The organism is Alkalicoccus halolimnae (genome assembly GCF_008014775.2).
Classification (GTDB): domain Bacteria; phylum Bacillota; class Bacilli; order Bacillales; family Salisediminibacteriaceae; genus Alkalicoccus; species Alkalicoccus halolimnae.
The window spans coordinates 883320-904669 of the sequence record NZ_CP144914.1 but is presented as its reverse complement, the minus strand read 5'-3'; the positions used below and the strand labels follow the sequence as shown (position 1 = coordinate 904669).

At 47.3% G+C, this 21350-nt stretch carries 22 protein-coding genes; 3 read left to right on the top strand and 19 right to left on the bottom strand.

What is annotated here, in order from left to right; genetic code table 11:
* The 10 genes from FTX54_RS04070 to groES all read right to left on the bottom strand — a co-directional run bounded on the left by FTX54_RS04070 (position 1) and on the right by groES (position 9134).
* Positions 1-903 (bottom strand): hypothetical protein, encoded by a 903-nt coding sequence (locus FTX54_RS04070; protein WP_147803334.1) that lies wholly within the window; start codon positions 901-903, stop codon positions 1-3.
* A 385-nt stretch (positions 904-1288) separates the two neighbouring features.
* Positions 1289-2326, bottom strand: coding sequence for a transposase (locus FTX54_RS04065; protein WP_147803335.1), 1038 nt, complete (start codon positions 2324-2326; stop codon positions 1289-1291).
* Between the two features lie 37 nt (positions 2327-2363).
* Entirely contained in the window at positions 2364-2840 is a 477-nt protein-coding gene (locus FTX54_RS04060) for a transposase family protein (protein ID WP_147803336.1), read from the bottom strand.
* Between the two features lie 197 nt (positions 2841-3037).
* Positions 3038-4231: a helix-turn-helix domain-containing protein gene (locus tag FTX54_RS04055; protein ID WP_147803337.1), complete on the bottom strand. Its 1194-nt coding sequence runs from the start codon at positions 4229-4231 to the stop codon at positions 3038-3040.
* A gap of 28 nt (positions 4232-4259) precedes the next feature.
* A complete protein-coding gene (locus tag FTX54_RS04050; RefSeq protein ID WP_147803338.1) occupies positions 4260-5012 on the bottom strand; it encodes a hypothetical protein in 753 nt (250 codons plus the stop codon).
* A gap of 176 nt (positions 5013-5188) precedes the next feature.
* Positions 5189-5512 carry a hypothetical protein gene (locus FTX54_RS04045; protein WP_147803339.1) on the bottom strand — a complete coding sequence of 108 codons (324 nt, stop codon included), beginning with the start codon at positions 5510-5512 and terminating at the stop codon, positions 5189-5191.
* A gap of 241 nt (positions 5513-5753) precedes the next feature.
* Positions 5754-6044, bottom strand: coding sequence for a hypothetical protein (locus FTX54_RS04040; RefSeq protein WP_147803340.1), 291 nt, complete (start codon positions 6042-6044; stop codon positions 5754-5756).
* A gap of 40 nt (positions 6045-6084) precedes the next feature.
* Positions 6085-6255: a hypothetical protein gene (locus FTX54_RS04035; protein WP_187254504.1), complete on the bottom strand. Its 171-nt coding sequence runs from the start codon at positions 6253-6255 to the stop codon at positions 6085-6087.
* A gap of 863 nt (positions 6256-7118) precedes the next feature.
* Positions 7119-8753 carry a chaperonin GroEL gene (gene groL / locus FTX54_RS04030; RefSeq protein WP_147803341.1) on the bottom strand — a complete coding sequence of 545 codons (1635 nt, stop codon included), beginning with the start codon at positions 8751-8753 and terminating at the stop codon, positions 7119-7121.
* Between the two features lie 96 nt (positions 8754-8849).
* Positions 8850-9134, bottom strand: coding sequence for a co-chaperone GroES (gene groES, locus FTX54_RS04025; RefSeq protein WP_147803342.1), 285 nt, complete (start codon positions 9132-9134; stop codon positions 8850-8852).
* A 314-nt stretch (positions 9135-9448) separates the two neighbouring features.
* On the opposite strand from groES, the gene FTX54_RS04020 reads away from it, so the two are divergent.
* Complete coding sequence (locus FTX54_RS04020) at positions 9449-10180, top strand: CPBP family intramembrane glutamic endopeptidase (RefSeq protein ID WP_147803343.1); 732 nt, start codon at positions 9449-9451, stop codon at positions 10178-10180.
* Complete coding sequence (locus FTX54_RS04015; protein WP_147803344.1) at positions 10181-10399, top strand: YdiK family protein; 219 nt, start codon at positions 10181-10183, stop codon at positions 10397-10399.
* Positions 10400-10851: 452 nt separating this feature from the next.
* Here the strand turns inward: FTX54_RS04015 and FTX54_RS04010 are convergent, their stop codons facing one another.
* The 4 genes from FTX54_RS04010 to moaC all read right to left on the bottom strand — a co-directional run bounded on the left by FTX54_RS04010 (position 10852) and on the right by moaC (position 14870).
* Positions 10852-11637: a carbon-nitrogen family hydrolase gene (locus FTX54_RS04010; protein WP_147803345.1), complete on the bottom strand. Its 786-nt coding sequence runs from the start codon at positions 11635-11637 to the stop codon at positions 10852-10854.
* Positions 11638-11889: 252 nt separating this feature from the next.
* Positions 11890-13341, bottom strand: coding sequence for an MDR family MFS transporter (locus FTX54_RS04005; RefSeq protein ID WP_147803377.1), 1452 nt, complete (start codon positions 13339-13341; stop codon positions 11890-11892).
* Between the two features lie 359 nt (positions 13342-13700).
* On the bottom strand, positions 13701-14336 hold the full coding sequence (locus FTX54_RS04000) for a redox-sensing transcriptional repressor Rex (protein WP_147803346.1): 636 nt from the start codon (positions 14334-14336) through the stop codon (positions 13701-13703).
* 39 nt (positions 14337-14375) lie between these two features.
* Positions 14376-14870: a cyclic pyranopterin monophosphate synthase MoaC gene (gene moaC / locus FTX54_RS03995; protein ID WP_147803347.1), complete on the bottom strand. Its 495-nt coding sequence runs from the start codon at positions 14868-14870 to the stop codon at positions 14376-14378.
* 155 nt (positions 14871-15025) lie between these two features.
* Here moaC and FTX54_RS03990 point away from each other — a divergent pair, with 155 nt between their 5' ends.
* Positions 15026-16933, top strand: coding sequence for an ABC-F family ATP-binding cassette domain-containing protein (locus FTX54_RS03990; protein WP_147803348.1), 1908 nt, complete (start codon positions 15026-15028; stop codon positions 16931-16933).
* 380 nt (positions 16934-17313) lie between these two features.
* Here FTX54_RS03990 and tsaD read toward each other — a convergent pair whose 3' ends face one another.
* Genes tsaD through thiL form a run of 5 tightly spaced genes read right to left on the bottom strand, consistent with a single transcriptional unit; the run spans position 17314 to position 20918 of the window.
* Positions 17314-18324, bottom strand: coding sequence for a tRNA (adenosine(37)-N6)-threonylcarbamoyltransferase complex transferase subunit TsaD (tsaD, locus tag FTX54_RS03985; protein WP_147803378.1), 1011 nt, complete (start codon positions 18322-18324; stop codon positions 17314-17316).
* The gene (gene rimI / locus FTX54_RS03980) at positions 18324-18776 is read right to left on the bottom strand and encodes a ribosomal protein S18-alanine N-acetyltransferase (protein ID WP_147803349.1); all 453 of its coding nucleotides are present in this window, start codon (positions 18774-18776) and stop codon (positions 18324-18326) included. Before rimI ends, tsaD begins: the two co-directional genes overlap by 1 nt.
* Positions 18763-19473 (bottom strand): tRNA (adenosine(37)-N6)-threonylcarbamoyltransferase complex dimerization subunit type 1 TsaB, encoded by a 711-nt coding sequence (gene tsaB / locus FTX54_RS03975; RefSeq protein WP_147803350.1) that lies wholly within the window; start codon positions 19471-19473, stop codon positions 18763-18765. The genes rimI and tsaB overlap by 14 nt, the downstream gene beginning before the upstream one ends.
* Positions 19470-19925, bottom strand: coding sequence for a tRNA (adenosine(37)-N6)-threonylcarbamoyltransferase complex ATPase subunit type 1 TsaE (tsaE, locus tag FTX54_RS03970; RefSeq protein ID WP_147803351.1), 456 nt, complete (start codon positions 19923-19925; stop codon positions 19470-19472). Before tsaE ends, tsaB begins: the two co-directional genes overlap by 4 nt.
* Positions 19926-19943: 18 nt before the next feature.
* The gene (gene thiL, locus FTX54_RS03965) at positions 19944-20918 is read right to left on the bottom strand and encodes a thiamine-phosphate kinase (protein WP_147803352.1); all 975 of its coding nucleotides are present in this window, start codon (positions 20916-20918) and stop codon (positions 19944-19946) included.
* Positions 20919-21350 lie beyond the last annotated feature (432 nt).

Here is a 21350-nt window from a genome sequence, read left to right as displayed (position 1 = left end):
TTAATCTTCCTCTTTTTGATACACTTTTTTGACAAGCTGATCAACATTCGATACGTGGATTTCGACAGATTCAAGATCCCTTTTACCTTTATATAATTCGTGTGGTTTATGAGAGTCCATCCAACTTTGTTTCCTTATAGGAGACCTTCCACAAACGTAACTAACTAAATCAAACCTAACTTGCCCTTCTTCATTTTTTTTAAGATATAAATTGGATAAGGCAATACTCCACTTTTTTGCATAATCAGAATCATAATCCCTTAATATTTCTAATAATCTTATTAACTCGACAGGGACCGGGTTCTTATCACTTATTTGGCTATGAGCTTTGTTAATTAGATCACTTTTATGATCATCGGTACACTTTGCCTCGATAAATAACATTTTCTCTATTTTATTGCTCTCTTCATTTAATACAAATGCTAAACAGTCATCACCTGGTCTTCCAATTGTAGCTTTCTTTTTATTACCAGTTCTTTTATAAGTTTCTAGCTGATCAAATGCAGTTTCATGATGTCGAAAACTAAAAACTGGAACTTTCCAATTATTAATATTAAAAGGTGAAAAATTCTCTGCTATAATCCCTGAAAAAATCTCCCCAAAATATCCCTTTAAAGTATTCATATCAAGAAAATTAGGATAGCCGTATGCAGGATCTAGATCCCCTAGTTCATCAAAGTCTATGTTTACGCCTGGGTCAAGAGAATCTGATAATACCGCTCTTTTACATCTCTTATAATCTTCGTGGGCTTCATTTATAACCTGTTGTAAATAAGGGATTATATCCTCCCTAGAGCTTTTCATTTCAGAGAGTTTCAAATGTCTATATTTTAAATCTTTATTCTCTTTTCTTGCAGGAGACAACCATGATTTTAGATAATCACTTCTTAAGTCAATTTCCACACACTTTCCCTCCCCTTTAACTTAGATATTACTTGTAAATACTTCTACATTTATCCATATCATAATAATTCTATTATACTAGTTATTAATTAGCCGAACAACGGAACTAATACCTTCAAAACCCTAAGTAATTAGCGAAAGTCATAATTTTAATGTTTTTACCGCATGAGACTTAACTTGTCCCTATTTTTTGAATAGTGAATACGCAACTGTTCGTTCCAATCTTTTAATTTACTTATGTCAATCGTTAATATGCCCTTAAGCAATGTTTGAAATTCCTTTGCAAACTCTTGTAACTGCTAAACTATAGTGGCTCTTACGAACTTTTGGGGAAGCATTACAGACCTCTTTTTATCCAGTTTTCGTTCTTTTTTCACAATAATGATTAGGAGAAAGAAGATCGGTATAAGATACGTTTTCGCAACAAATCAAACGATCCCCGACCATACATCATCGCCTTTTGTACTTTCAGGCGATGGACATGCCCTTCTGCCACCCCGTTGCTCCAAGGGAGCAGAACCGCGTTATGAATCCCTTGTTTATCTTTCTCCAGCCCGCGGATAAAACGCTGTACGGCAGGAAAAGCGGTATATGCTTCGCACCGAAGGTAAGAATTAAATAGAGAGGCATCGGTCTCGATAAACATTTGTCGAAATCCGATCAAAAAGGTGCATAAATCCTGAATGGGAGGCCACTGGGTTTTCCATGCTTCTTCGATTTCTCCCATCGGTTCGGTGGGATCAGACATACTCCACAGCTGCTTAAATACTTTCCTTGGTTTAATAAAAGGTTTTGGAGGAGAGAAGTGCTGTCGTTCTTTTGCGATCATTGTATTGAGGGTGGAACGGGAGCCCGTATAACCGAATTGTCTACATATTTTTTCAATGTCGTCTGCTTTCTTCCCTTGCTGAATCAGGTCATGAATCTGCGGTCGATACGAATCATAAGGAGAACCTCGTTGATGACTTGGTGGATGTTGGATCGTTAAACAATGATAAATCGTCTCGCGGGAAAGTTGAAAAGCTCGGCTTAATCCCATGATGGATTCTCCACGCTGCTGTCGTTCTTGCACCTGCTGGATCACTTTCCAACGCTTTGCTTCGTTTTCTTCTCGCACGCTTTCGCTTTTCCTCTTCGAGGAAGGAGGCGGAGTTCGGAGAGTGATTGGCGGTCCCACTGGTTTTGTCGGGAAGTGAAGATAAATTTCTTCCTTCACTGCTTCAAATAATCCTTTGAGAATATGCCAGCGGTCGGTTACTTGGATAATCTGCGCAGAAGTTTCCCGGATGGCACGGGCATACGCTCTGGAGCCATCCCTGCTCACCGTCTGATTCGTTGGATGCTTGATCAGCCAAGCTTTTGTTTCTTCCTCCGTGCGCCCAGCAAATAAGTCAATCGGATGATGTGTACGTAAATCTACCACCAGGGTACCGTAACGAAATCTTTTTCGCAGCGCAAAATCATCGATAGAAACGAAAGGGACAATCTTCGATCGGAACTTCCGGGGTAGCGCGAATCAAATAGAGAAAGGTATCGTGGCTTGTAGGCACACCGATGGCTTTACTGCATCGTTCTGCCGCTTTCGCACTCATAGAAAAGGCCAGTTCTTGTAGCAAAAGCTGGAGCCGATCCGTGTTGCGTTGCGAGGAAGAAATGCCTTCGAAGCGTTCTGTAAATACACGCATCGGGCAAAAACGGTGCAGACAAAACCATTTATTCGCTTGGAGCACGAGGATCACTGGTTTTCCAGAGACCGGCAGGTCTCGTAACATACGCACATAACGACTGTGTTTGTTGTGGCTTCTGCAATGACATTGTGGACAAACGGCTGATTTCCGCGAGGAAAGGGCAATGACTTCTATCCCTTCTGGACTTTCCTGCCAGGCAGCAATATGCATAACATCGATTGGTTCATAGAAAGCAGGCAGCGTATCCATGGAAAACACTCCTTTTTATTTCTATTTCCCGATAGTATCGATGAACAGTCTCCCCAAAAGTTCGTAAGAGCCACTTTAGAGTAGCAGTTACAACTTATTTATTAGATTTATTGTTTCTTCCTTTGGATGAAAAAAAGACACTATTCCACTAACCAAGTGAAATAGTGTCTCTGCCTCCTTTTCTCACAATCAGCAGTTTAATTACCAAAATTAATATTTTCTTGCTTAAAGTCAGCAATAGAATAAGTTCGACTAGTATGTTCTTTATATTTCTTGAAAAAATCTTTATCAATACCTGTGAGCACTGAAAGAAATTCTTCCTCCAACTCCAGGGAAGATAAAATATTTTCTAATTTTATAACTTTATTCTCAAACAAAAACTGCAAAATACTTTTTATTTTCCCGGGCCTTTGTAGTGGTATTTCTTTATCCAGAGGTTCAAGTTTTCTGTATCCCATTTTGTTAATTTGAGCGTAAAAATACCTAAACTGTTGTTCAGACATAATCCCTAAATCTCTCGCACGGTAACCTAGAGCTTGAATTGAAACTTCCCATTTTTTCTTCAAATCTAGATATGAATCAGGATTAGAAATTCTATTTAATGCTTCCAAATCTTTTCTTATTTCTCTTTCAGGTAATAAGAACTCCCCAGCAAATATATCAGCTTGTTGTTCAAATATATTGTGGTTACTTTTATCTTGTAATGCGAACTCTTCTTTATAATGCATTAATAAATGCCCTAATTCATGAGCTAAATCAAAATTTCTTCTGGCTGCTACACCTTTAGAGTTCCCAAGCATAATGTATGGCATGTCATCTTCAGACCATACACTGTATGCATCAACTTTTTCTCCTACAGCTTTTTCAAAAACAAATACTCCATTTTTCTCTAAGTGATAAAGAATATTTTTATTATTTATGGAACTAATCCCTAAAAAATCTCTCGCATAATGGGCATATAATTTGATCTCCTCTAGTTCATTGGAGGATGTTCTCATAAGATACAAAACTTCATCTCTTAATTTTCTCATATTGTTTTCTGGTAACTGAAAGTGGTTGGAGAGAAGGTTCAAAAAGGCAATAGAATATTCTAAATGAACCTTTTCCATCTGTGTTTTTTGAACACTATTTCTTTCATCAGCTCTATACGCAATATGATTATGATTCACATAATTTTTACTCTGCTTACTTAACAGATCTTCTTGATAAAAAAACCTACTTTTAACACTAAATAACCTTTTCAAATCATTTATAGTACCAAGTTTAGGGGCAGCATACCCATTTTCATACTGCCACACCGCTTGTTCCGTTACCCCTAATACTTGCGCTAACTGTTTTCTATTATATCCCCTTAAAATGCGTAAGTTGGTTAGAGTTTTACCAACAAACATATCGCTACCTCCTTAGATTGGAGAACGATTAATTGTTTTCGTCCTCTCCGGTCTTTCCTACGTTAAACATTATGCCATAATCCAGCATAGCATCTCTTTCCTTCGCTTCTTCTTTTACTGTATCAAAATCTTGAGTTTCAAATCTAACAGTACTTGTTCCGATTAAATGTGTAAGATCATCTACCTCGTAAGCGACCCCGTCATTAGGATTTGGCATCATAAGTCTCACTTGAGAAATTACATGCTCTGCATCAATTTCATATGTTACCACATAAAATCGATTAAATTTATCTAATAATTCTTTATAACTAGGTTCTTCAATCTCTTGCAACATTTCCGGGTCCATAAAACTGACTACCTCAAATGAATCTCCTTGTTTTGTTATGTCCACTTGTTCAGGAAAATCTACTGAGTCATTAATATTTGCTAATCGTTTTATATAACTTTCTTTTTTTTCTTCACTACTTCTACCTCTTATATCCTTAGATTTCGTGAAGTTTTTTTCATCAAAGTATTTTCCGTTTTTTATTATAAACATACTACTAGTTTGTTCATGCCCAAACTGAAGATAACCCCAGCTATATCCGGCCCGTGCTTTTGCAAATTTTACTTCCTGGTTTTTTGAAGACTCTACTACATTATGATCAATATGATTTCCTTTGGTCCATGCATAAGCTGAGCTTATATGCATTGAATTTCTCTTTTCACGTCTCTCCTGGAGATAATCTTTATATCCTTGCAAGACTCCATCAACAATTGCTTGTCCCATCTCATTACTCATACGGTACTGCTTCTTATAATTACACATAAAATACATTCCCTCTTTTCTACAAATATTGTCACTTTATCATACACTAATAACAATATTTTTTAAAGAAATACTGTATTTCACTTAAAATTATTAAAGTGAAAGAACTATGTTATTTTGAGGAAGAATTAAATCTCTCCCTATGTTTACTACTTCCGGTGTACCAGATCAATCGCTCTGGAAAGTTCCTCTTGGTACTCTTCTGCAATCGGCAGCAGATACGCCTTAAATACGGTTTCGATTCTCCGGCGGTACTCCTGGTACTCCAGCAGGCTGATACCGTATTTCTTATGAAGCTCTGCATCGGTGTAGCAGTTTGGCTTGCCTTGGCGCTTTAAGAATACGCGGTATTTCCTTTCCAGTACTTCCCGTTGCTCTTCTAGCAGCTTACTCAAAGATTTATAAAGGATTTTTACCTGTACTTCTTCCACAGTGGTTAAGTAATTCATGTTGCTGTCCAGTTTTCCCCACATTCGGAGAAAATGCTGTACCTTCTGATTTCTATTCCCCCCGCACGGGTTACACCTCCAGCATGCTTAATAAGTCCTCAAAACTTCGACCCAGTACATTGTTTTCGCATTCTTCAGGAAAGCCAAACTGAAAATTAATGGCTTCCTCTATCTCTAAAACTTCATTGTATAAATTCACATCGGCTTGATCCTTCCGAAACCTTAACTGATGGTCCTGATAGTTTTGTAAAAAGTCCTGACGCTCTCAAAGAGGGAGAGAGGACATATAGTCCTCTAAATACCTTTGTTTCTTCTGCAACATCTGTAACGTGATTTTCATATCGTCTAAGGATGTTACTAAATCTGTGACCTGGCTTTCTACCCGAAAGGCTACAGGTGATAAAGCTAAATCTGTGGGTTCAATCCTCGTACATAGAGATTGATTATAAGAGTTACGCCGGACAAGCTTCATATGCTGCTTTTTTTCTTTGATCCGCTCGTCCAGTTGAAAATAATCTTGTATGTCTCTCTTTTCTTCCTTAGAAAGGACTTTCAATGGACACCCTCCCCAGCTTTAAAGTATTAATTCCATAAAATTAGAGGGTAGGGATATCCTCCACAGTGAGAGAATCGTCAGCCGGATAATGAATACTTTCCAGCGTATAATCCCAATCTTCCTTATACTGCGGACGCTGATATCCACCCCCTGCTAGATTGAGCATAAATGTTTCACTTCCATCTTCTGTTTTATATCCAGTACTCTCCATTGAGCCAACGCCATAGGAATACGCTGTTCTACAATGCGGATATGCTCTTCTTCTGTCTCTTTAGGGTCCGTGTAGTACCACTTTAATTTAAGTGATCTACTGTTTCCCTTTTTAAATCCAAGAAGGCGTTCTCCCTTCTCTGAAATAGGGTAAACACTCACCCTATACATGAAATGCAATTGCTTCATTTCTCTCTGTGCTATTTTCTTCTCGTATACATACACAATTCTCACGCTCCTAATAATTTATATCGTCAAACCAATTTTTGCTTTTAGCATTCAACGTATGCTTATCTTTATTTATAAAATTCCCTTTCATGATCCCATACTTTTTAGGGAGCAACCGATTCCCCCAGTAAAGAGTAAAGAAATTAATTTTCTGATCCATTTCTATTCCTTTTTCTATCCATTTCTTTATGCAATCTCAAACTTTCTCAGCGATATAAAAGTTTATTAACACACCTTGTATCTTCCTCATGCACGATAGGCCCCTCCTAGAGCGGTTATTAATTCGTGAGAAGGTTTTTGCATCGAACGATTAATGTGATTCAATTTCTTCACTGTTATTCTGGCATTTTTAGCTGCTTCCCCTTTTGCTGATCTAGGAACTAGGAAAGCGTAAAACGTTATTTCCAGAAAGTCTAACTGACATAATGAAACGCTTAGGCCATGATGATGAAAACACAACAATAAAATCTATCTCCATGTCACAAAAGAAATAAAAAAAGAGGCCTCCACCAAGTTCAATAACTTGATGAAAGACCTCTCTCAAACTCTATAAAGTTAAAATCCGTGGTTTTTTTCGGTGGTTTAAACGGATGTTAAAGCTCATATCTCTTGTATCTCAAAGGGTATGGGCTTTTATTACATCATGCCGCCCATACCGCCCATGCCGCCCATGTCAGGCATGCCGCCGCCGGATCCTTCTTCTTCCGGGAAGTCCGCGACGACTGCTTCTGTCGTTAGGAACATAGCGGATACGGATGCTGCGTTCTGCAGCGCAGAGCGTGTTACTTTTGTTGGGTCGACGATACCGGCTTTGATCATGTCGACGTACTCGCCAGTTGCGGCGTTGAAGCCGATGCCGACGGATTCGCCTTTAAGGCGCTCAACGATGATGGAGCCTTCAAGACCCGCGTTTTCTGCGATCTGGCGTACCGGCTCTTCAAGAGCACGGAAGACGATGCTGGCACCAGTTGCTTCGTCGCCTTCAAGGCCGAGGGAACGAAGCTTCGTGAGTACGTTGATAAGGGACGTACCACCACCGGCTACGATACCTTCTTCCACTGCTGCGCGTGTCGAGTTAAGAGCGTCCTCGATGCGGAGCTTCTTCTCTTTCATTTCTGTTTCAGTTGCTGCACCGACTTTTACAACGGCTACGCCGCCTGCAAGCTTCGCAAGGCGCTCCTGAAGCTTTTCACGGTCGAAGTCGGATGTTGTTTCTTCGATCTGGGAGCGGAGCTGGTTGACGCGGTCTGCAATTTTCGCAGAGTCGCCGCCGCCTTCCACGATCGTTGTGTTGTCTTTGGATACAACCACTTTGGATGCACGGCCAAGCTGCGTGATGTCCGCAGATTTAAGATCAAGACCGAGCTCTTCCGTGATTACTTCCGCACCTGTAAGTGCTGCAATGTCTTCAAGCATTGCTTTACGGCGGTCACCAAAGCCTGGTGCTTTAACAGCTACGGCGTTGAACGTGCCGCGCAGCTTGTTGACAACAAGTGTCGCAAGCGCTTCGCCTTCCACGTCTTCAGAAATAATCAGGATCGGCTTGCTCTTCTGTACGACTTGCTCAAGAACAGGAAGTACTTCCTGAATGTTGCCGATTTTCTTGTCTGTTACAAGGATATACGGATCTTCAAGAACCGCTTCCATTTTGTCGGAGTCGCTTACCATGTAAGGAGAAGCGTAACCGCGGTCAAACTGCATACCTTCCACGACTTCAAGCTCTGTACCGAAACCTTTGGACTCTTCTACCGTAATAACACCGTCATTGCCGACGCGCTCCATTGCTTCTGCGATAAGCTGGCCGACCGTGTCGTCGGATGCGGAAATAGAAGCTACCTGGGAAATCGACTCGCGGCCTTCAATCGGCTCGGAGATGTTTTTCAGTTCTTCCAGTGCTGCTTCGGTTGCTTTTTCGATGCCGCGGCGGATCACCATCGGGTTAGCGCCCGACGTAACGTTTTTCAGGCCTTCCTTGATCATCGCCTGAGCAAGAACGGTTGCTGTTGTTGTACCGTCACCGGCAATGTCGTTTGTCTTGGAAGCAACTTCTGATACGAGCTGGGCGCCCATGTTTTCGAAATTGTCCTCAAGCTCAATTTCCTTCGCGATCGTGACACCGTCGTTGGTGATGAGTGGAGATCCGAATTTCTTCTCAAGAACGACGTTGCGTCCTTTCGGTCCGAGCGTTACTTTAACTGTATCTGCTAGACGGTCCACTCCGCGTACGAGCGAGCGGCGTGCGTCTTCACCGTGCTTAATATCTTTTGCCATGCTGAATCAACCTCCGTTTAGTTATAATCGTGTTTTCATATGGATTTTTTCTGTTTCGCCGGGTGCGGCTGCCGCCTCCCGGTTCGGCTCAAGTCTCTACTCGATGACAGCGAGTACGTCGCTTTCGCGGAGAATAAGCAGTTCTTTTCCGTCGTATTTTACTTCTGTTCCTGCATACTTGGAAAATAGAACTTTCTGGTCCGCCTTTACTTCCGGAGATACGCGCTCTCCGCTTTCTGTCACGCGGCCGTTACCGACAGCGACAATTTTGCCTTCCTGCGGCTTTTCTTTTGCTGAATCAGGGAGTACAATTCCGCTTGCTGTTTTTTCTTCTTCCTTTACTACTTCAATGACTAGACGATCTCCTAATGGCTTTAACAAGGAAAACACCCTCCTTTAATATTTGGGCACGACGGGCGTGCTTTTTAAAAAGTCTGCTTATTAGCACTCACGATGTATGAGTGCTAACACAATTATTATAATAATCAACACGCTTCCATTTTGCAACCCTTTTCCTCAGAAAATTTTTGCTTCGTAAGCGCGCACTCTTTTCATATCCCCTGAATTGTTTTTCAGTAAACGTCCCGCTCCGGTGATGCGTTGTGTACGTTTCCAGTGAAAAATTATGCTACAATGGTAAGCGTATGTTCGTGCTCTCTAGAGATATAGAATGAGATAAAAGGGGAGAATCAAGATTGAATAAAATTTACTGGCTGATTATTGTCGCATTTATACTTATGCAGCTGTCGCCGATCGTCATCGTCCCGGCATTGATCGCCTTCGGCTTTGAAGGCGGCATGGAACAGCTGTCCGGTGTCTCCATCTCGATCGGGTTTACGATCGGGTTTATCGTAATCACGCTGCTCGCCTGGCGCGCGAAGCCGAACCCTGCGCTGTCAGAAGGCAGAGCGGACGTGCCAAAAACGATTCTCTGGTCCGTGCTTGGTATTTTCCTCGCTTTTGCGTCCCAGTATGCGGCCGCAGCCGTGGAATCCCTCATTTTCGGGATTGAGCCCGGATCGGAAAATACACAGATGATCGTTGATATGGCCAACGCTGCTCCGTTCGTCATTTTCGTCGTCGCAGTTCTCGGCCCTGTTGTGGAGGAGATCGTTTTCCGGATGGTCATCTTTGGGGCCCTCTTTAAGAAATTCGGTTTCTGGATCGCTGCACTCGGAAGCGGGCTTGCCTTTTCCGTCATCCACCTCGACTTCTCGCACCTGCTCGTCTACCTGGCGATGGGCGTCGTGTTTGCGTGGCTGTATGTGAAAACGAAACGCATTATCGTGCCGATTATCGCCCACGTCGGAATTAACTCTTTCGTCATGCTCGTCCAGGTTATTTTCGGCGAAGAAATTCAGGACCTGATGGAGCAGATGGAAGAGCTGGAGCAGTCCGCACAAATGATTATAGGGAGGTTGTTCTAAATGAGCCGATCCCCGCGTTTTAACGGCTATTTGTTTTTCTTTATGGGGACACTTTTCTTTATGCTTGCGATTCAGTCGGCCGGGCAGACGAGCGGCTGGGACGTTCTGACGATCCTTCTCGTCGCGTTTGCCGCCTTCGACTACATGCTCGCATTTAAGTTTTTCGGCGCCGCCGGAAAACAGGCGCAGGAGAACAACAACTCGAATGAAAACAAGTAAAAAAACCGGCCGCCTTTTGATAAGGCGGCCGGTTTTTTGTATTGGGAAACACGGGGATGGTGGTTTTCAGGTTAATGCTGCCGTTTGGGCGTGGATTCTCACTGGTCGTCGGCGTAATGACGCCATTCGGGGGCATATTTCCGCCATTTGTCAGCACAATTCCACCACTTCCCTATAATTCTACTTTTTGCGCCGATATTTCCCCCACTTCTCCCGGGCAGAGGCGGTGTTTCGGACCAGTAGAGTCGGGTGAACATAACAAATGCCTCCACAACAACCGTCGTGAAGGCAGTTTACTGTTATTCTTTTCTTTTCTCCAAATCCTCATATGTCCAGTCTGTGATGAACATGCAGCCTGGTTCATGCGTAATGACGAGCGGAAGGTCTGCTTTTCATAAAGCAGCCACCACCGAAACTTTCCATTTCTTATTCATTCCAGCCACTTCTTTTATTTAATAAAATTGCGGCACTCTGCTGTCAAAAATAGGGACCTGCTTTCTAACATTAGTTACATTTTCAAAATCCAGAGCCTTTTGAAGAACTTCTTCCTGGTCCTGGCTTCCTTTTGCAAGAACGGTGCCCCACGGGTCTGTTATCATCGATCGTCCGGCAAATTCCACGTTATCGTAGCTGCCAATACGGTTACAGGACACGACGTACATCTGATTTTCTATGGCGCGCGCCTGCTGGAGCACTTCCCAGTGGCCTGCGCGTGCCTGCGGCCATTCTGCCGGGATAAATAACACCTGGGCCCCCTGAAGGGCCAGTTCCCTGATAATTTCCGGGAAACGGAGGTCAAAACAAATGATGATTCCCATTTTTACTCCGTCCAGTTCAAAGACTTTCACTTTTTCTCTTCCAGGAGATAAGAATGCCGGTTCATTGAGCATCGGCACGAGATGAAGTTTGTCATACTGGTAAACAAATTCACCTTGTCTGCTGATAACGAGCGCCCGGTTAAATATATCTTTACCTTCTGCTACAGCAATCGAGCCCCCTATAATATGCACCCCGTAGGAAAGAGCGAGTTCTTTCAGCATGGCAGTCGATTCATTATCCGCCGCTTCCGCGTACTTATGAAGCTCAGGAAGCGTATAAGCCGTGGTCCACATTTCCGGAAGAACAACGAGATCCGTCTCCCCTTTTGTTACATTATGCTTGAACCACTTCTTTACATTTTCGCGGTTAGCTTCAGGGTCTCCAGGAATGATATCCATTTGGAAAACAGTAATATTCATAAGTTTCTCCCTCCTTTCGTTTTACTTAGTTTAAGGAACTGGTCTTCCTTTGTCCAAGGGAATCAGCGGGCAGAGAGCTCAGCTTCGTAATTCTCCCGTTCGAGTACTTATTCCCGCCGCTTCTCAGCACAATTCCACCATTTCTCCCCGCAATTCTACTTTTCCCCGGCGGAATTCCACCACTTCCCAAGAATTCTGCTTTTCACGCCATTATTCCTGCCACTTCCCTGGGGAAATAGACAGCTCTCCCGCCTACTGCGAGCTTGCCTGCGGTTCGTCTTCGGCTGCTTCCTTCTCGAGGAGCGCTTCCTGCTTTTTGTGCTCGCGTCCGAGCAGAATGCCCGCCGGGATCGAAATAAAGCAGAGGAATGCGATAATCAGGAACCCTTCATTGATTGCGGTTAAGCTTGCTTCTTCGATCGAGCTGCCGTTCGTCGCAAATATCTGGCCGCGGCGCACTTCAAAGTAGATCGATACGAAGACGATGCCGAGCGCGGAGCTCATCTGCCGGAAGACGTTGTTCATCGCCGAGCCCCGCGAGACGAATTTTTCCGGAATTGCATTCATACCGGCGGTCGTTGCCGGCATCTGGCTCAGCCCCATACCGATGCCGCGGATCGCATTTAAGCCGATGATCAGCCAGATCGACGTCTCGAGCGTCATAAATCCAAGCGCAGCTGTTCCGAGCGCCATAATCGTAAGGCCGCTCGTTACCGTCAGAGCCGGTCCCCTCTTGTCGAGGAGCTTCCCGCCGATCGTCATGAAAATTCCTGCAAATAATGCGGCCGGCAGAAAGGCGATTCCTGTCATGATTGCGTCGAGTCCGTACACGTTCTGAATCAAAAGCGGTAAAAGGAAAATACCGCCGAAAAGACTCATCGAACTGATCATCGACACCCAGACGCTGAACGTATACGCTTTGGCTCGGAAAACGGAAAGATCTAAGAGCGGCTGCTCGACCCGCAGTTCAATTTTCACGAACACGACGAGTGCCGCGAGTCCAAAGACGATAAGCAATAAGTTCACAGGGTTATACAGCTGGGCCAGTTCCGACATGCGTCCGAGGGCAAACAGCATCGAGCCGACCCCGAGCGTAACCGTCACGAAGCCCCAGCGGTCAAAGCGGATATCGGGCACCTTTTCGGTCTGCTTTAGAAACACAGCTGAGAAAACCAGCCCCAGAATCCCCGTCGGCAGGTTACAGAGAAACAGCCACTGCCACGTGCTCAGTTCAATAATAAAGCCGCCTAAAGTCGGTCCAATTGTCGGAGCCATCATGGCGGCAATCCCCCAGATGCCCATCGCGAGGCCTCTTTCTTTACGGGGGAACGCCTGGAAAATCAGAGCGAGCGAAAGCGGCATCATCATACCTCCGCCGATGCCCTGCACGCCGCGGAACACGATCAGCGAGGACAGGCTCCATGAAAAAGCACCGAGGACGGAACCGAGCAGAAACAGGGCAAGCCCGGTAATAAACAGCTGCTTTTTGCCGTATTTATCGCTCAGGTAGCCGGTGAGCGGCATTGTCATCCCCATCGTGACCATAAAGATCGTGATCACCCAGCCGGTGGCGACCGCTCCGGCATCGAACACGTTCATCAAATGCGGCACGGCGGGGTTGAGCATGCTGTTATTTAAAATTATCGTAAACGTACCGAGCAGAACGGAAATAACGACGAGCCATTTCTGCGGAATCTTTGTCATAGTTTCACCTTCATCTTTCGTTTCTCGAATCATCTTTTTCTATCATAGCACTTCCCGCTCCGTTTTTCCGCCTCCGTTTTATGAAGGTTCCTGCTCGGGCTTACAAATTGACTGTACTTTTACAAAAAAGCAGTGTCTTTCTGAAGCAAACGGCGGTAACTTCCGCGGGATTTAAGCGAAGTCGGAAGATCCTTCTCAGGAAAGCCGAGCTTCCCAGGAAAGAGCGGAGGGCGGGCCCCGCGGAAAGCTTCTGCCGGTAAGCGGAAGAAAGGAGCTCCTTTTCATATAATAAAGCCTCCACGACAAATCCGTCATGAAGGCCTCGTTAAACGTGTATTATTTTCGTTCGTACTGCTTTTTTACAGCGGATAATGTTTCAGGAAATAAATAAGCGACTGGAGTTCCACGGACAGATCGATGTGATGGACGCGTACGTCATCCGGCAGGGAGAGCCGCGCCGGGGTAAAGTTGAGGATCCCTTTGATACCGGACTCCACCAGCTCTTCGGCAATGCCCTGAGCGTGAGCGGCGGGTACGGTCAGAATCGCGACTTCCACTTTGCCTTCGATATGTTCTTTGACGTTTTTAAAATGATGCACCGGGACGTCGCCGATCACTTCGCCGACGATCGATTCATTAATGTCAAACGCCATTTCAATACGCGTGTTGTTGCTTTTGCTGAAGTTGTATTTCAAAAAAGCGGTCCCGAGATTACCGACGCCGACGAGAATGACTTTTGTGAGCTCATCCTGGTCGAGTGTCTTCCGGAAGAAGGACAGCAGGTAATTGACGTTGTACCCGTAGCCTTTCTTGCCGAGCGCTCCAAAATAGGAAAAGTCGCGGCGGATCGTAGCCGAGTCCACTTTGACTGCTTCACTCAGCTCCGATGAGGAGACGCGGTGCTTGCCCGAAGCCTGCAGTCCTTCCAAAAAACGATAGTAAAGCGGCAGCCGTTTTGCGGTCGCCTGCGGTATTTTTGCCTGATCGATCTCCATACTGGTTCCCCCTGTCTGCACTTCTGCAATACGTAAAATTTATTTATGTTCCGGCGGGCGGGCAAAATCGCCGCTTTTCCCTCCGGTTTTCTCGAGTAAGTATGTTGGTCCGATAACCATGCCTTTATCAAGGGCTTTGCACATATCATAGACGGTAAGGGCAACGGCGGAAACACATGTTAACGCTTCCATTTCCACACCGGTCTTCCCTGTCGTCTTGACGGATCCCGTGATTTCCAGCGTATGTGTTTGATCCTTCACAACCCAGTCAAAAGAAATATCAATACCGGACAACGGAAGCGGATGGCACATCGGAATAATCGTCGATGTCTGCTTTGCTGCCATGATGCCGGCAATCTGCGCGGTGCCGAGCACGTCGCCTTTGCCGATCTCTCCTGCACGGATTTTTTCGTAAATCTCTTTATTGACGCGCACGCTTGAGGCCGCCTGCGCGGTCCGGGAGGTCGCTTCTTTATCGCTGACGTCGACCATTCTGGCGCGTCCTTCTTCATTAAAATGCGTTAAATCGCTCATTCTGTATGGCACCCCATTTCCATCCTTTATTGTACACTATTCCTTGACTTTGTGCATAATGCTTTATCTGAAAGTTGCCTGCCGCACTCTCCCTCGTGTACACTTAAGAGTGGAGAAACGCACGGTATTCACATAAAAGAGAAGGGTGACGAACCATGATTTTACTACAATGCACCCAGCTGTCCAAGTACTTCGGGTCTGAACAAATTTTAGCGAATGTCAAAATGGAAATTAAGGAACGGGAGCGCATTGCGCTTGTCGGCAGAAACGGCGCCGGAAAATCGACGCTGCTGAAAATTTTCACCGGCGAAATCCCTTTTGACGACGGTCATCTCATGAAGCCGAAAGGGGTATCGATCGGTTACCTTGCCCAGGACAGCGGGCTCGATTCCGACCGCTCCATCTGGGACGAGATGCTGACCGTCTTTTCCGAACTGCGCAGGATGGAAAAAGAACTGGGCCGCCTGGAAGAAAAAATGGCCGGAGGCGACGAAAAAGTACTCGCCGACTATGATCAGCTCCAGCAGAAATTCCAGCAGCGCGGCGGGTTTCAATACGAATCGGAAATCCGCAGCATTCTTTCCGGGCTCAACTTCCTGCAGTTTGACTACAACACCCCTGTTTCATCGCTGAGCGGCGGCCAGAAAACGCGCCTCGCGCTCGGGAAGCAGCTCCTTTCCAAACCGGACCTGCTTATTCTCGATGAGCCGACGAACCACCTCGATATCGACACCTTGACGTGGCTCGAAAACTACCTGTCCGGCTACGACGGCTCCGTGCTGATCGTGTCGCACGACCGCTACTTTCTCGACAAGGTGGTCGGCTGCGTCTACGAGCTTTCCTTTCATCAGACACGCCGCTACAACGGCAACTATTCCCACTATCTTGATGAAAAAGCACGCTTGATGGAGCAGGAAATGAAGTCGTTTGAAAAGCAGCAGGAAGAAGTGAAAAAACTCGAAGAATTCATCCAGAAAAACCTGGCACGCGCCTCTACCAGTAACCGCGCCAAAAGCCGGCGCAAGCAGCTGGAGCGCATGGACAAGATGGACAAGCCGAAAGACGACGACAAATCGGCGAACTTCCGCTTTTCGATCAACCGCCAGAGCGGAAATGACGTGCTGATGCTTGAGGATATCGCCGTCAGCTACGACGGGGAGACGCCGCTGATCGACAATATTTCCCTCGGCCTCACACGCGGTGAAAGCGTGGCGCTGATCGGTCCGAACGGAATCGGCAAGTCGACGCTCCTTAAAGTTATTACCGGCCGCCTGAAGCCGTTTAAAGGGACGATCCGCTACGGCAGCAACGTCACGATCGGCTACTATGATCAGGAGCAGACCGAGCTTCATTCCAAAAAAACGGTGCTTCAGGAGCTGTGGGACGAGTATCCGCAGACAAACGAAAAAGATATCCGCACCGTGCTCGGAAACTTCCTCTTCAGCGGGGATGACGTCCTGAAAACGGTCTACGATTTAAGCGGCGGTGAAAAAGCACGCCTCGCCCTTGCCAAGCTGATGATGCAGAAAGCAAACGTCCTCATTCTCGATGAGCCGACGAACCACCTCGATCTCGACAGCAAAGAGGTGCTCGAAAACGCGCTGATCGACTATCCGGGAACGATCATCTTCGTCTCCCACGACCGCTACTTCGTCAACCGCATGGCGACGCGCATCGCTGAACTGTCGCCGCAGGCCGTGACGAGCTATCTCGGCGATTACGACTACTACGCGGAGAAAAAAGCGGAAATGCAGGAACTGGCCCGGATTGCCGCTGAAGAAAAAGCGGTCCATACGGAAACGGAAGCCCCTGCTCCGAAAAATGATTTCCGCCGCAACAAGGAAAAGCAAAAAGAAGAGCGCCAGAAACTGCGGCGCATTGAAGAATTGGAACTGGCGATAGAAGATGAGGAAAAAAAGGTGGAAGCGATCGAAGCCGACCTCTGCGAACCGGAAAATTTCCAGGATCACGAAAAGTCGCTCGAACTGAATGAAAAACTGCATACGGCTCATTCCCGCATGGAATCACTTATGGAAGAATGGGAAGCGCTGCAGGAAAATTGATACTGAAAGCTGTGGAAAGGGACGACTTTTCCACAGCTTTTTCATTTGTGATAGAAGTTGGGGAGAAAAGTCAATCGTTTAAAGTCATCATTTTTTATTCATCCACTTACCCACAGAGTTATACACATATGAACAGCTTACGGTACGCTTTTCCTGAAAGTTATGCACAAAATATCGATTTATCCACAGATTTACTGTTAACAACTCTCTTTCCTGAAACGGCGGGGATGTATCCGGTTTATTAACATTATCCACAAGTTGTTCACAAACTGTTATTAACATCCGTTTTTGCGTCGAATTATTCACACAATTTGCTCATTTATCCACAGAGTAGGACCCCCGCGGAATTATGTCCGTGCGGGGGCCCTGCTCTGTGAATTTTATTTCAGCATGAGACCCGGTACACCGTTTAACCGGTCGTCTGCAAATGCTTCTTTTTCGAGGAGAAAATGAGCCGCGCTTCCAATCATCGCCGCGTTATCCGTACAGAGCGGAAGCGGTGGAATCGTCAGCTGCAGGCCGTCTTCTTCGGCCGCCGTTTCCAGTGCCGTGCGCAGACCGCTGTTGGCTGCGACGCCTCCGGCAACGAGCAGGCGCTTTACGCCGTATTCTTTCGCGGCGCGTCTCGTTTTTGTGACGAGTACATCACAGACTGCTTCCTGAAAGCTTGCCGCAATCACGGCAGGGTCTATCTCTTTTTCTTTCTGCCTGGCGTTGTGAAGCGTGTTGATCACAGACGATTTAAGTCCGCTGAAGCTGAAGTCGTAGGAGCCCTCTTCGAGCCAGGCGCGCGGGAGGTCAATTTCGGCTTCCGCGGTTTGTGCCAGCTTGTCGATATGCGGGCCGCCGGGATACGGAAGCCCGATCGTACGCGCCACTTTGTCGTACGCCTCCCCTACCGCATCGTCCCGGGTTTCCCCGATCAGTTCATAGCTTCCGTGTTCCTTCATATAAATAAGCTCCGTATGGCCGCCGGAGACAACGAGCGTCATCAGCGGAAACGTCAGCGGCTCGACGAGGTGGTTCGCATAAATATGGCCTGCGATGTGATGAACACCAATCAGCGGCAGGTCGTGCGCGAAAGCGACCGCCTTTGCGGCATTGACACCGACGAGAAGCGCTCCGACGAGTCCCGGCCCTTCGGTAACGGCAATCGCATCGAGGTCGGCAAACGTCACGTCCGCTTCCGTCATCGCCTCTTCCATAATGAGGGTAATCTGTTCCACGTGGTGCCGCGACGCAATTTCCGGAACGACGCCGCCAAACCGTTTATGACTCTCCATCTGCGAGGCGATAATGCTGCTGACAATCGTATCCCCATTGCGGATGACCGCCGCGGCGGTTTCGTCACAGCTCGTTTCTACAGCTAAAATCATTGTATTTTTTCTCATCATAATTTCACCCACATGACCAGGGCATCTTCGTTATTATCGGTATAGTACCGCTTGCGGATGCCCCCGTTTTCAAATCCGTATTTCCGGTATAAATTCTGCGCCGTCTCATTTGTGACCCGCACTTCCAGACTCAGTTTATCCGCTCCGAGCATTTTGGCCATCTCAATCGAAGCCGAAAGCAGGTCGTTGCCGATGCCCTGGCCTCTCGCGTCCGGGTCCACGGCGATATTCGTAATATGCCCGTCGCCGACGATAACCCAGAGACCGCAGTAGCCGACAATTTTCCGATCCTGTTCGGCGATAAAATAATAGGCGAAGTGATTTTTCGTAATTTCCTGATAAAACGCTTCTTTCGTCCACGGCACGGAAAAGCTTTTCATTTCCACTTCCATCACGCCGTCGATATCGATCACGTCCATGAGGCGGACCCGCACTTTACCCTTTGTCATAGGACTGCTCCTTCTGCTTCGCCCGCCATTTTGTTTCCGCTTCGGCGAGGCGAAGGTAGTTCGGCGTAAACGCATGCACGTGTTCCGCTTCCCGGTCCGCTGCGAGCAGGGCGAGTGACGCCGGCCGCGGCAGCTGATCGATCGGGGATGGTGCTGTCAGGAGGTTCCCGAGCTTTTCCTGGAGCAGCGCTTCGTGCTTGTCGTAATCCGGGCTCAGCGCAAGCACTGGTTCGTTCCACGACTTAACGTAATCGAGCCATTCGTCGTGCTGGATGATCCTGTCTTCTGCAATAGAAACGGCTCTCCCATTCTCCCAGCGGTAGAGACCGGTAAACACCTGGCCGCGGCGCGCGTCGAAAAAGGGGCTGATCAGCCCGCTGCTGTATTTGCCGTTCTGAGCGAGCACCTCAAGCGACGAAAGGCCGATAACGGGAATATTCAGCGCCCACGCCATGCTTTTGGCCGTCGTCACTCCGATACGCACGCCGGTGTAGGAGCCCGGGCCTTCCGCAACGGCGACGGCATCGAGATCCGCCGGTTTCCAGCCTGTTTCCTGCATCATTGAACGGACGGCGGGCATAAGGCGGACCGAATGATTCTTTTTAATATGCGTCGTAAATTCTGCGACCGTCTGCCTGTCTTCGGCAAGCGCCGTGCCGAGAACGTACGTTGATGTATCCATCGCTAAAATTTTCATGCTTTTTTCCACTCCTCCAGCAGCGCTTCATACCTTCGGCCGGCTGCTTCGGCGTATATTTCCCGGGTCGTTTCCCCCGTGTAGGCTAAATGAAGCGAAAGCCTGTCTTCCGGAAGCTGGTCCTCGATCATTTCCGGCCATTCGATGACGAGAACCCCCTCCCCGTCCGTATATTCTTCCAGGCCGAGCTCTTCCATACTGTCGTCCAGCCGGTACGCATCCATATGATAAAACGGGCATCGCCCTTCGTATTCCTTTATGATTGTAAACGTCGGACTGTTCACCGTCCGAGTAACTCCGAGAGCGGCGGCGAGCGCTTTTGTGAACGTCGTCTTGCCGGCCCCGAGGTCCCCTGAAAGCGTCACGATGTCCCCCGGATGCAGGAGGGAGCCGAGACGCGCGGCGAGGGACCTTGTTTCCTTTTCCGCTTTTGTTTTCCACGTAAGTTTCATCACTTTCCCTCCCTTTCCTTAAAAGTGGGTATATCCTCCGCTCTGCAGAAGCTTTCTTTCTCCATCCGCACGGCGAAGCCAGACGTTTCCGCTTCCGGCGTCCACCGTACCGATTTTATAGAGAGGGAGGTTTTCCTTTTTCAGGACCCGCTGAAGCTCTGCGAAAACGTCCGGGGATGCGGCGCCGATCAGGCAGAAATCTTCTCCGCCGTGCAGCAGCCACTCTTCCCGTTCTTCGAATTCCTTGAACCGCTCCACAAAAGGAAGTGCCTCCCAGTCAATTGTCACATCTGTGCCGCTTGCTTCGGCAATCTCCCTGCCTTCATGGCCGATGCCGTCACTGACGTCATTGGCCGCAATCCGGGCTCCTGACTCTGCAAACACTCTCCCGTACCGCACGTGCGGCTCCGGATACTGATGCGCCTGAATATAGGCGTCCTTTTCGTCCCAGGCGGCTCTTCCTTCCCGGAGCAGCCTGTCGAGGCCGCGGGCGGAAAAGCCGACAGGACCGGTTAAAAACAGCACGTCTCCGGCTTCCGCACGTCCCCGGAGCAGCTGCCGGTTCTTTTCAACCCGGCCGACGACCGTAACAGAGAGTACGAGCGTCTCTTTCTTCGACACCGTATCTCCCCCGATCAGGTCCATCGGGTAACGGGCCGCGAGCTTTTTCATACCGTCGTAAATGCGTCCGGTTTCCTCCTGGTCCCAGCCCGTTTTCGGCACGGCAATGGACACCATGTAATACAAAGGCACGGCCCCCATCGCAGCCAGATCACTGACATTGACAGCGAGCGCCTTATGGCCGACCGCTTCGAGCGGCATCGTTTCTTTTGTAAAATGGATCCCTTCCACCATCGTATCGACTGCGAGCACCGTGTCAAACCCTTCCTCTTCACGGATAACCGCAGCGTCGTCTCCAATACCGGTAACGACCCCGGAATGGCTGTACTCTTCCTGTGCAATGGAGCGGATCCACTCAAATTCATTTTTCATAAACAGATGCCGCCCTTCTCCGATTTTTACCGCTTTTCATTATATCAACTGCGCCCCGGAAAGAAAAGAAGTGCTTCTTCCCGACGCTTATTTACATATTCGTCCGAGTTTCTCTTTGGCTACCTTGAAAATAAAGTAGATAATCGATGAACGGGCGCTTTCGTTTCCACGGGGACGCTTTCCGGGCGGGCCGGCCTCAGCTAATTCCGTCCTCCCTTCGGTCGGGCGGAAGGGATCTTCGGCTCGTCCTTGATCGCCCCGGAGTCGCCCCATGTCTAATACAGCTTACTGTAAAAAGATAGAGCAGGAGCTGCCTTCTCATAGAGAAACCCCGTTCCTGAAAATCATTGATTCCATCGGTATTAAGGAGAAGGTCCATACCTATAGAAGACCATTTTCATGCCTCATGGTGCAGCCACCCTGCATGAGGAT

Excerpts from the sequence above, each read along its gene's own strand:
- FTX54_RS04005 (WP_147803377.1), bottom strand. The coding sequence starts at position 13,341 with ATGACAAAGATTCCGCAGAAATGGCTCGTCGTTATTTCCGTTCTGCTC.
- tsaB (WP_147803350.1), bottom strand. The coding sequence starts at position 19,473 with ATGAAAATTTTAGCGATGGATACATCAACGTACGTTCTCGGCACGGCG.
- thiL (WP_147803352.1), bottom strand. The coding sequence starts at position 20,918 with ATGAAAAATGAATTTGAGTGGATCCGCTCCATTGCACAGGAAGAGTAC.
- groL (WP_147803341.1), bottom strand. The coding sequence starts at position 8,753 with ATGGCAAAAGATATTAAGCACGGTGAAGACGCACGCCGCTCGCTCGTA.
- FTX54_RS04010 (WP_147803345.1), bottom strand. The coding sequence starts at position 11,637 with ATGAATATTACTGTTTTCCAAATGGATATCATTCCTGGAGACCCTGAA.
- FTX54_RS04045 (WP_147803339.1), bottom strand. The coding sequence starts at position 5,512 with ATGTGGGGAAAACTGGACAGCAACATGAATTACTTAACCACTGTGGAA.
- rimI (WP_147803349.1), bottom strand. The coding sequence starts at position 18,776 with ATGACAAAGGGTAAAGTGCGGGTCCGCCTCATGGACGTGATCGATATC.
- FTX54_RS03990 (WP_147803348.1), top strand. The coding sequence starts at position 15,026 with ATGATTTTACTACAATGCACCCAGCTGTCCAAGTACTTCGGGTCTGAA.
- FTX54_RS04035 (WP_187254504.1), bottom strand. The coding sequence starts at position 6,255 with ATGGAGAGTACTGGATATAAAACAGAAGATGGAAGTGAAACATTTATG.
- moaC (WP_147803347.1), bottom strand. The coding sequence starts at position 14,870 with ATGAGCGATTTAACGCATTTTAATGAAGAAGGACGCGCCAGAATGGTC.
- FTX54_RS04015 (WP_147803344.1), top strand. The coding sequence starts at position 10,181 with ATGAGCCGATCCCCGCGTTTTAACGGCTATTTGTTTTTCTTTATGGGG.
- FTX54_RS04055 (WP_147803337.1), bottom strand. The coding sequence starts at position 4,231 with ATGTTTGTTGGTAAAACTCTAACCAACTTACGCATTTTAAGGGGATAT.
- tsaD (WP_147803378.1), bottom strand. The coding sequence starts at position 18,324 with ATGAGAAAAAATACAATGATTTTAGCTGTAGAAACGAGCTGTGACGAA.
- tsaE (WP_147803351.1), bottom strand. The coding sequence starts at position 19,925 with ATGAAACTTACGTGGAAAACAAAAGCGGAAAAGGAAACAAGGTCCCTC.
- FTX54_RS04050 (WP_147803338.1), bottom strand. The coding sequence starts at position 5,012 with ATGAGTAATGAGATGGGACAAGCAATTGTTGATGGAGTCTTGCAAGGA.
- FTX54_RS04000 (WP_147803346.1), bottom strand. The coding sequence starts at position 14,336 with ATGGAGATCGATCAGGCAAAAATACCGCAGGCGACCGCAAAACGGCTG.
- FTX54_RS04060 (WP_147803336.1), bottom strand. The coding sequence starts at position 2,840 with ATGGATACGCTGCCTGCTTTCTATGAACCAATCGATGTTATGCATATT.